The following is an 8746-nucleotide window of genomic DNA, read 5'->3' on the forward strand; positions in this document are numbered from 1 at the left end:
AATATTATGAATATTGTATTGTTTAAGATAAAATGACACCATCTTCTACCGTAAAGTAAGTAGCCACAAATTGCGTTACTGGCAAATGCCCTGGGGACTACTGTCCCCAGGGCCGCCCCCGGCAGGGGCAAACTTATCGGGTCATGTGGAGACCGCAATGTGGACAGAATACAGATTATGAGGTGAAGAGAAGCAAGGCCCGATGGATGGATAGGTAAGTGTCAATTAAACCGCATATTCCGGGTAGAGAGAAGTCATGATAAACTTTCGGTACAAAACAGACCGGAGGATAAAATGAAGAAGTACAGCCAGGAAGAAAAAGAGATGTGGGTGGAGGATTGGAAGAGAAGCGGGTCCAGCCTATGGACCTATGCCAAGGCAAACGGATTAAGCCCAATGACCTTAAAGAATTGGATAAAGCGGATTTATGGTCCGGCAGAAGAGTCAGCTCCAAAATTTGTTGAAGTGAATCCCCAGATGCGGGAACAAATCCAGCATGCCCCTGAAATTCTCATTGAAAAAGGAGATATCAAAATACACATACCGAATGCAATAAATCGGAACGACCTGCGGGCGGTTATAGAAGGTCTGGGCTGGCAACTATGACTTTGGATTTGAGTACGGTAAAAATATACATACGCCCCGGGTACACAGATCTCCGAAAGGCGACCAATGGATTAACTGCCCTGATACAAAAGGAAATGAAACAGGACCCGCTCAGCGGGAGCGTATATCTGTTCTGCAACCGTGCGCGGGGGCGAAAGCCGATAGATCCGGCCATACCCCGGGAAGTAGAGATTATCGACATTCCGGAAGCAGACAAGATGTGTGCCTGCGGAACCATACTCAAAAAGATAGGGGAAGAGGTATCAGAACGGCTTGAAATAGTCCCGCCGCGCATTTATGTGAAACAAATAGTCCGGCCGAAGCATGCGTGTCCTGAATGCGAGGGAGTCGATGATCCGGACAAGCCCACGGTACGCGTTGCCTCCGCTCCGGTTTCGATTATACCCGGCAGTATCGTTACTCCTGGCTTGTTGAGTACCATCATGATAGCCAAATACCAGGATCATCTGCCGTTTTACCGGCAGGAACTGCAATTTGAGCGAATTGGAGTGACCATAAGCCGGCAGGATATGGCTAACTTTTCTAATGCTGCGTAAGCAGCTACCTATACAACGCGCCTACCAACGGCTTCTTCCCCTGTTTGTGTTATTGAAACAGGCGGTCAAGTCAGGCCCGGTTATATGAAACGGCGATAGGTTCATACCCGGCGATCCGCCATGTGTGTTGTTTTGCTCACACGAGACGGTATTTTTTCGAAGCTGCTAAGGTTACTCGAACCTCTGGTTCGAAAACCGCTGGTTCACAAAAGAAAGGGCTAGCCGAGGAAGCAATCGGATACATAATGTACTCGCTTATTGAAACCGCCAAACAGAACGGTCTTATTCCCCGAGACTATCTTACCCTGCTCTTTAACCGGTGCCCTTCTACAAAGACCTCTGAAGATTGGGCAGCCCTTCTCCCGTGGAATATCAAAAACAAATAAAAAAACCATAGGTTTATGAATTTAGGCCAAACCTGTTCTTAAATTTACGGTTACTATTCTGGGGTTATCTTATCCTACTATTTGACCAGTGCCCTTCCGCAACTCTCTCAACAGTATATTCAGATACCATCTTTCACCAATTTTCCCCTTTATAAATTGACATTTCATATTCAACCCCGGTATTTGCTAATAATTGCAAAAAAGCACTATTGTGAAATAAAAAGAGCCCATAATTTTGAGATTTAAACTCATCTGGATCTATAGCTAAATCAATAGATACTTCATAACCATTGGTTTTCAAAGTTCGTATTTGATTTTTAAATATTGTTAAGAATTCACTCATTTCTTTTACTTGCTCAAACCATAAATCAGATTTTGAAATTTTACATGCAAAACCATCTCCTTTTGGTCTAATTCCTTCATATACATCTGCTACAAGCGAATTCATTTGATTGCCAATTTCATCAAGGAAATCCTTTGATGTATTTTCAGATAGAATTTTAAGTACAGAATACATATTACACCCCCACTCTTTTCAGTTATCAGTTTGCCATTCCTGATACGCTTCCCACAATTGTTCATCAGACATATCAGGATTATGTCGTTCAGATGTCGGAACTTTTTCTGATGGCTTATACTCACGATGGAAATATTCCCTAAAATCTCTGTTTTCTTGCAAAGAGCGTTTTTCTTCATTTAAGTCACGTTTTGTAGGTTCTTGGTTTTTCTTTTTAGAATTATTCCCACCATTATTGTTATCATTTTGATTTTCTGGCTGTGGTGCTGCCGCTTGTGCATTGGACTCTACATTTGCCGCTGCCGTATCAGCTTTCCCTTCATCATTATTTGTATGCTCAGTTGCTGCTTGCAGACCTTTACCCAATGCAACGCCAGCAATAAACGCAATTACATAAGGAGCGGCTTCAGCTATAACTGCTCCAATTGCAGGTAAAAATGGGACAAGAGCTAATGCAGGCATTCTTCCATCACGGTCTGTATACCTTATGGGGTTGTTTCCCGCATAGTGATACAGGTGGCTGTTTATCGTATTTAGGTTTGAGGTAATCGTTTTATTCTGAACAAGGAATGATCTGTTCTGGCAGTGAATTGTAATGCGCTGTAGATTATATTTATTCCATATAGTATTCATAGTTTTAATTTTACTACATTTTTCTCCAGACTCCTTAGTTTGCAGAATTCTCTCCATTTTATCCTTTATCCTTATTTTGCTTTTCTTTAATTGCAATATATAAGAAATTACAATAATTTTCGGCAAGAATATTATTTATGCTTAACAATATTACTTCTTGTTGCTGATATTCTATGCCATATAAATATTTTACTAAAACCGATGATTCCATTGTAGCGAATGTCTGTTTTAATTGTTCACGCTTAAATCTTAATAAGTTAATCATATAAATATTACTCTTAAGGTGTAGATGGAACATTTAAAATATCTTGTGAGTCTCCTTGTACCGACTATGATAAATATGGTGTTGAACCTGGAAGTATTCTTATTTTGTGAGAAAGAAAATTGTCGGCCTTTGATTTGCGATAAAAAATGTTGTAACTTTATCATATTCCAGACAATATTCATAGTATTAACTTTACGCCCTTTTATGGTAAGTAATATTTTTTGTTCTTATAAGCTTACTTTTTACTAAATTGATTAATTATTATTGCCAGTACATAACTAATCATCATTGCTGAAACAGTACTTAAAATTAATTCATATCCCATAAATATTGTTAAAATAGTTTCTTGAGAAAATGATAAATCTAATTCAAATATAAATCTCCCATGAAATATGTCGATTTCAAATAAAATAAGTAATAATATTGGAACGATCATTAAAAATATTTCCAATGGCAAAAGTCGTTTAAATATTGCTTTTATATTTTTGTTATTCATTAGGAACTATTGTCCTTTCTAATAATATATTTATTCCAGCATCACGTGCACCTTCACCAACAGCTCGTGTAGTTGAAATAACCGCAGCTTTTGTTGCAGCGGAAGTTGCCTCAGGCCTATTTGTAATATATGAAGGGGCCTTAACTGAAACATTAGGAATATCGCCATGAGCAACATTTATTAAACCACCAACCGTTCCAGCAATACCACCTCTAATCAGACTTGGTCCAATGCCATCCATTGGGGCGGTAGATGTATCTCCATCAAATACATTTTGTGTAATTGTATCAACACCATTACCAATAGCACCAGCGACAGTTCCAGTCGCAATAACTACTGCCCTCGAAGCTATGCCTGTAGTGACACTTGCAATTGCAGATCCACCTGATGTGATAGCTCCAGCCACAGCTCCACTAACCATAGAACCCGCAAGCTCTGTACCATTTATTTTAGAAATATCACCACCATTGGATGCTAATTGAAAAGCAACATTAATGCCACCGCTTACTAAAGCACCGGCAATTGCCCCAGCAAGAAAATTAATAGCTTTTCCATCAGGGTCTGTATACTTTATGGGGCTGTTTCCCGCATAGTGATACAGGTGGTTGTTTGTCGTATTGGAGTTTAAGGTAATCGTTTTTTTCAAGACAGAATACAACCTGACTTGATGAACTGTAAGAGGTTTTTGATTATATTTCTTGCAGATAATATTCATACCTTTAAAACCTTGATACCAGGTATTCTCACTTCCTTTATATTATCGATGTAATTCTATAAAACAACTGTTTACCCAACCACGATTATGTTCTTTTGTTTCTATCTTAACCCAAGTACTTCCATTTTTTTTTATAATTTCAATTGGTATTATTCTAGTCCAATATTTTAAAAAAAATATTCGTTTGCCATTTGGATTATCATATATATTATAGGTAGTTCCACCTTCCTGATACATCATTCGTGCTTTATATTCCAAATCTTGTATTTCATAAAACTCATTTTCTAATATTTCTTTATCGTTGAATATATTATTTTCCATATATTCATCAAATTTTATAAATCCATATTTGCAAGAAACAAATAAAACAAAAAATAATAGATAAAATATTTTTTTTACCATACTTATATTACCTTATAGAAAACCCAATCACTCCATTTCTCTGAACCTGTTTATTTGTTTCAGGGCTCATCAAAACCTGTAGTTTAGGAATAATTGAATTTGAAGAATATTGACCACCTGCCTCAACAATTGCCGCAACATGCTGTGAACAATTATTCGTTAATGTTCTATAGGGTTTTCCTTCGGCGTGTGGAACTACTAAATAATTATTATCCGATGCTCTAACTTGCTCAATTGTTGTTCCTGCTAATCCAAGAGCTTTTTCTTTCATCTTTTGATCTTGCTCCGGTGTAGTTGAAAGTCGCTGTTCTTGCGTAAAAGTGAAATGTTTTTCTTGAGAGCTATACTCGTTCTTGAATTCTTCAACAGATGAATATTCTCCAACAGAAATACCGTTTGGCCCATTATTTGAATAAAAAAGCCAGCCATCTTCATCATTCCCAACCAAAGCCGCTGAATGCCCAAATTGTACTATATCACCGATAGGACCCGGTGCAGGTGCTCCATCAGGATCCAGTAACAATATTACATCCCTTCCATCAGGGTCTGTATACTTTATGGGGTTGTTTCCCGCATGGTGGTACAGGTGACTATTTATGGTATTGAAGTTAGCAGTAATCTTTTTTTTTGAGCAGATAACAATCCGGTACGGATTGGGTGGTACAAGAGGTAGTTGCTTTATCATATTCCAGTCAGCATTCATAATATCAACTTTACCACCTTTGGTTCCTGGCATCTGTATATCTCCCAGGTGAAAACAATAGAAAATCTAGTCACACTTTATATTTCTTCTTCAAAAACATTGGTTAAATCAATAATAACAATAAAATTATCTGAGTAATATCGTTCAGGGATATTATTGTTTTGAAGTCTAGCAATAGTCATAAATGGAAATGGCAATAATATTCTATATTCTAATCTTAGTTCTTTCATCCCCTTTTCTATTTGAATTGAATTTGTAACTACTGCTTCATTCCTCTTTACTTTACTATGTATAATTCCACGTGAATCTGACCAAACTAATTTATCATTAGAATATTTGTACCAATACATAGTTATAAAATATTTATTTTGATTTCTTATAACATTCTGAGTTTCATAATACAAACTAGGTTCTGTATAACCAGGATCATTAGTAAAAAATAATTTTGTTCCATCAGCGCTTATATTTATTATATCAATAGCATATGGTGTATCAGGTACAAATACTTTCCTTACATTTCGATTAAGAAAATAAGGGAGATTCACATAAAAATATGTAGGTGTTCTAATAATCTCAGTATCAAATATTCCACCAATACGATTACTCTGAGCACCTAAAATAATACTTATGTTCAATAATAAAAAAATAATATAACGGTTTTTCATTAATATACCCTATATGATTCTTTTTTCCCAAATAAACCTTTGAAAAACCAACTACCCTTATTTGAATCAAATTGGGGAGCTTTCAATGGCCATGTATAGAATGAACGCTGCGGTAAACCCCTAGCAGATCGATATTCATTTTCTAAAGCTGATGCGTTTGCTTCTTCTCTTTCCCCACCATTATAAATACTTGTTCCATTTCTACCCTTATAATTACTATAAGCATGTCCTGAAACTTCATGAGCTAGCGTAGAACCTATATCTCTTTTTGGACCAAAGGCTCCAAGCCTTTTATTGTTGTCAATATTTATATTTACTTCTGAGCCACTACCAGTACCATCACCCATAGCATCAGGATCATTTGGCATTGAATTATTGCTACCGCTACGGTTTACATTTATTGTAACCAAAATGTCAGGATTATCATTTAATTCTTTATATCGATCACCTGCCATTGTGCCAGAATTCATTAATTCTCCAGCAGCATCTTGAACCATTGTAACGTCTTCATTACTAGCTCCCTCTCCGGCTACATAATTGATTATCTTCCCATCAGGGTCTGTATACTTTATGGGGTTGTTTCCCGCATAGTGATACAGGTGGCTGTTTATGGTGTTGAATACTCCTCCCATCCCAGGCAGATTCTGGTTCCGCTTTCTTACGTCATCGTTAACCGGCGCTCCCGGAATATAGTCTCCTATAGCAGGATCTGTCGAGAGCCAGCGGCTTGTCTTGCTATCCAGGTATCGTGCCCCATAGTAATACAGCCCGGTTTCCTCGTCTCGTTCCTTCCCCGTAAACCGATACGGTATCTCTATGTAACTCGCCGTTGATGCTTTTTCTATCCACAGTTCCCCATAGGGCGTGTACTCTATCCGCTCGTATTCTTGCCCTGTCCTATCCGTTATCAACTGCGCGCTTCCCAAATGATCCGTATGGTAATAATACTGCTTGAGTTTCTCTTCCTCGGTGGAATCCCCTTCCGCCTGACCTATCTTCGTCAATATCCGGCTGTCATCCAGGTATATATGCTTACTGTTCCTCCCGGCCCGGTCATTTATCGTCCCATCATACCGCCATGTCCACATCTTATTGAAATAGAGCGTTTCAGACTCATGCCCACCATCATATACCACACTGTACTTCCCACTCCGCTGCCCATCCTGCCCATAGGTATACGATACCACATACCGGTTATCACGGCTCTGCTTCAGCTCGTTCCGTTCATTCCACACATATTCCCGCCGGTATCCCTTCGCCTGGCTCGTCCCGGGCGTATCTTCCTCTGGCTGTCCCCATCCGCTGTCTATCATTTGCGTTCCATTTCCCAATTCTGTTATGGTTCCGGTCGCTCCAGGCCCTACCCTTTCAAACGGCCCTTTCTGCTCGGCCGTCACATTCCCGTTCTCATCATACTGGTAATAATTTATCCCTATCCGTTCCGCCCGGTGTACATACCCTGCCGCATACTCATATTCAAGCCGGTAATCCAGCTCGTCTCCTAGCACTCGCCTATCACTATTCGCCGTTATACTCGTCTTCTCAACGAGATTTCCTAACCCACCACGGTCAAACCGGAACTCCTGCTCGTACTGCGCTCGGTAGTCCGTCCTCCCGTTTGTCCGGTTCTCGCTTACCCCTTTCGCATAGACCAACTGATACAACGGATCATACCCATACTCCTGCTCTGTCTGGTAACTCCCCGCTTCATTCCGGTACCCTGCCACATTCCCTACTCGGTCAAATTGGTATTGGATATTTTGCAGTACCGGGTTCCCCGTCTGTCTAATTGATTGTGTCTGTATATTCTCAAGCCACCGCCGATTCTCGTCATATCGATAGCTCGTTTCTACCCCATTCCCCAGCTTTATATATACCCGCTGGCCCCACTCGTCATACCCTATCTGGTCCACATAGGTAAATTCTTGCCCTCGCTTCGTCCCCTTCACACTCACCACATTCCCGCCGTAGTCATACCCGTAGCGCACCACTTCCCCATCGGGGTACGTGATCTCCTGCATCCGCCCTAGATAGTCGCTTCGGTACTCCATCTCCGCTGCTCGCAGCCGTCCCATGCTTTCCGTCTGCTGCGTCATTTCTCGCCGTTCCTTTATCACTTCCCCCAACTTTCCGTACTGATACCGTATCTCCCCGCTTTCATCACGCACGCTCTGCAACCGCCCCGCCTGGTTCACTGACGCCGCCCCGTACTGCGTCTCCTGGATACCCAAGAACACTTACCCGTGTTGAATACTGTATACAATTTATAGAAGAAAATCAAGCCAGATATCCCATGAAGAACTAAGGGTCGTGCTGGATAATATCGACCTTTTTAAAAATAGAAACATTAAATCAAAACGGAGGAAGAAATAGTTTTAACTAAATATGCCTCCCTTAGTTTTATTATCGGCCATACATGCCGGGAGCCTGCGTGTTTAATCGAAGTATTAGGGTAAAGCTCGCTTTCTTTTTAATGATTAATAATTATTGCTTAGCAAGTATAATATTCCCGGAATTCGCATTTCAGCGGCACAATTGTTCCGTCCAGCTTTAACTTAGGTCGTCTCATTGACTGCATCAGGACTTATAAATCTTCAAATAATTACCATCCCAGACTTTACCGAATTCTTCCAAGCTGGTCATACCTATTTTTACGGCTCGCCAACCTTAGGGTTTATCACGATTCAGGCCTTAACAGCCTTTCCCTCCCCTAATTGATGTCGGCTACTTTCATTTCCTATAATTCTTAAACCGTACTTTTCCAAATAATGTATAGTCCCGGGTTATAATATCCGTCATTT

Annotated in this window: 12 protein-coding genes; 3 read left to right on the plus strand and 9 right to left on the minus strand. The window is 39.9% G+C overall.

From position 1 onward, the window contains the following. The first annotated feature begins 294 nt into the window (after positions 1 to 294). The 3 genes from tnpA (at position 295) to LQZ19_RS02870 (ending at position 1549) form a co-directional block, all read left to right on the plus strand. Entirely contained in the window at positions 295 to 606 is a 312-nt protein-coding gene (tnpA, locus tag LQZ19_RS02860; protein ID WP_411046135.1) for an IS66 family insertion sequence element accessory protein TnpA, read from the plus strand. After that, entirely contained in the window at positions 603 to 1163 is a 561-nt protein-coding gene (locus tag LQZ19_RS02865; protein WP_411046136.1) for an IS66 family transposase zinc-finger binding domain-containing protein, read from the plus strand. Before tnpA ends, LQZ19_RS02865 begins: the two co-directional genes overlap by 4 nt. A gap of 245 nt (positions 1164 to 1408) precedes the next feature. Beyond that, the gene (locus LQZ19_RS02870) at positions 1409 to 1549 is read left to right on the plus strand and encodes a transposase domain-containing protein (RefSeq protein WP_411046137.1); all 141 of its coding nucleotides are present in this window, start codon (positions 1409 to 1411) and stop codon (positions 1547 to 1549) included. A gap of 133 nt (positions 1550 to 1682) precedes the next feature. Here LQZ19_RS02870 and LQZ19_RS02875 read toward each other — a convergent pair whose 3' ends face one another. The 9 genes from LQZ19_RS02875 to LQZ19_RS02915 all read right to left on the minus strand — a co-directional run bounded on the left by LQZ19_RS02875 (position 1683) and on the right by LQZ19_RS02915 (position 8113). Further along, complete coding sequence (locus LQZ19_RS02875; protein ID WP_411046138.1) at positions 1683 to 2066, minus strand: hypothetical protein; 384 nt, start codon at positions 2064 to 2066, stop codon at positions 1683 to 1685. A gap of 18 nt (positions 2067 to 2084) precedes the next feature. Continuing rightward, entirely contained in the window at positions 2085 to 2756 is a 672-nt protein-coding gene (locus tag LQZ19_RS02880; protein WP_411046139.1) for a hypothetical protein, read from the minus strand. A gap of 1 nt (position 2757) precedes the next feature. After that, entirely contained in the window at positions 2758 to 2964 is a 207-nt protein-coding gene (locus LQZ19_RS02885; RefSeq protein ID WP_411046140.1) for a hypothetical protein, read from the minus strand. A gap of 235 nt (positions 2965 to 3199) precedes the next feature. Then, entirely contained in the window at positions 3200 to 3460 is a 261-nt protein-coding gene (locus LQZ19_RS02890; RefSeq protein WP_411046141.1) for a hypothetical protein, read from the minus strand. After that, complete coding sequence (locus LQZ19_RS02895) at positions 3453 to 4175, minus strand: RHS repeat-associated core domain-containing protein (protein ID WP_411046143.1); 723 nt, start codon at positions 4173 to 4175, stop codon at positions 3453 to 3455. Before LQZ19_RS02895 ends, LQZ19_RS02890 begins: the two co-directional genes overlap by 8 nt. Positions 4176 to 4217: 42 nt before the next feature. Continuing rightward, entirely contained in the window at positions 4218 to 4577 is a 360-nt protein-coding gene (locus tag LQZ19_RS02900; RefSeq protein WP_411046144.1) for an SH3 domain-containing protein, read from the minus strand. 7 nt (positions 4578 to 4584) lie between these two features. After that, complete coding sequence (locus tag LQZ19_RS02905) at positions 4585 to 5313, minus strand: hypothetical protein (RefSeq protein ID WP_411046145.1); 729 nt, start codon at positions 5311 to 5313, stop codon at positions 4585 to 4587. Positions 5314 to 5357: 44 nt separating this feature from the next. Further along, the gene (locus LQZ19_RS02910) at positions 5358 to 5945 is read right to left on the minus strand and encodes a hypothetical protein (RefSeq protein ID WP_411046146.1); all 588 of its coding nucleotides are present in this window, start codon (positions 5943 to 5945) and stop codon (positions 5358 to 5360) included. Then, positions 5945 to 8113: an RHS repeat-associated core domain-containing protein gene (locus LQZ19_RS02915; RefSeq protein ID WP_411046147.1), complete on the minus strand. Its 2169-nt coding sequence runs from the start codon at positions 8111 to 8113 to the stop codon at positions 5945 to 5947. The genes LQZ19_RS02910 and LQZ19_RS02915 overlap by 1 nt, the downstream gene beginning before the upstream one ends. Positions 8114 to 8746: the final 633 nt, after the last annotated feature.

Source organism: Treponema primitia (assembly GCF_046533075.1).
Taxonomy (GTDB): Bacteria; Spirochaetota; Spirochaetia; order Treponematales; family Breznakiellaceae; genus Termitinema; species Termitinema primitia_B.

Coding starts and splice junctions, on each gene's coding strand:
- tnpA (WP_411046135.1), top strand. CDS start 295: ATGAAGAAGTACAGCCAGGAAGAAAAAGAGATGTGGGTGGAGGATTGG.
- LQZ19_RS02865 (WP_411046136.1), top strand. CDS start 603: ATGACTTTGGATTTGAGTACGGTAAAAATATACATACGCCCCGGGTAC.
- LQZ19_RS02870 (WP_411046137.1), top strand. CDS start 1,409: ATGTACTCGCTTATTGAAACCGCCAAACAGAACGGTCTTATTCCCCGA.
- LQZ19_RS02875 (WP_411046138.1), bottom strand. CDS start 2,066: ATGTATTCTGTACTTAAAATTCTATCTGAAAATACATCAAAGGATTTC.
- LQZ19_RS02880 (WP_411046139.1), bottom strand. CDS start 2,756: ATGGAGAGAATTCTGCAAACTAAGGAGTCTGGAGAAAAATGTAGTAAA.
- LQZ19_RS02885 (WP_411046140.1), bottom strand. CDS start 2,964: ATGATTAACTTATTAAGATTTAAGCGTGAACAATTAAAACAGACATTC.
- LQZ19_RS02890 (WP_411046141.1), bottom strand. CDS start 3,460: ATGAATAACAAAAATATAAAAGCAATATTTAAACGACTTTTGCCATTG.
- LQZ19_RS02895 (WP_411046143.1), bottom strand. CDS start 4,175: ATGAATATTATCTGCAAGAAATATAATCAAAAACCTCTTACAGTTCAT.
- LQZ19_RS02900 (WP_411046144.1), bottom strand. CDS start 4,577: ATGGTAAAAAAAATATTTTATCTATTATTTTTTGTTTTATTTGTTTCT.
- LQZ19_RS02905 (WP_411046145.1), bottom strand. CDS start 5,313: ATGCCAGGAACCAAAGGTGGTAAAGTTGATATTATGAATGCTGACTGG.
- LQZ19_RS02910 (WP_411046146.1), bottom strand. CDS start 5,945: ATGAAAAACCGTTATATTATTTTTTTATTATTGAACATAAGTATTATT.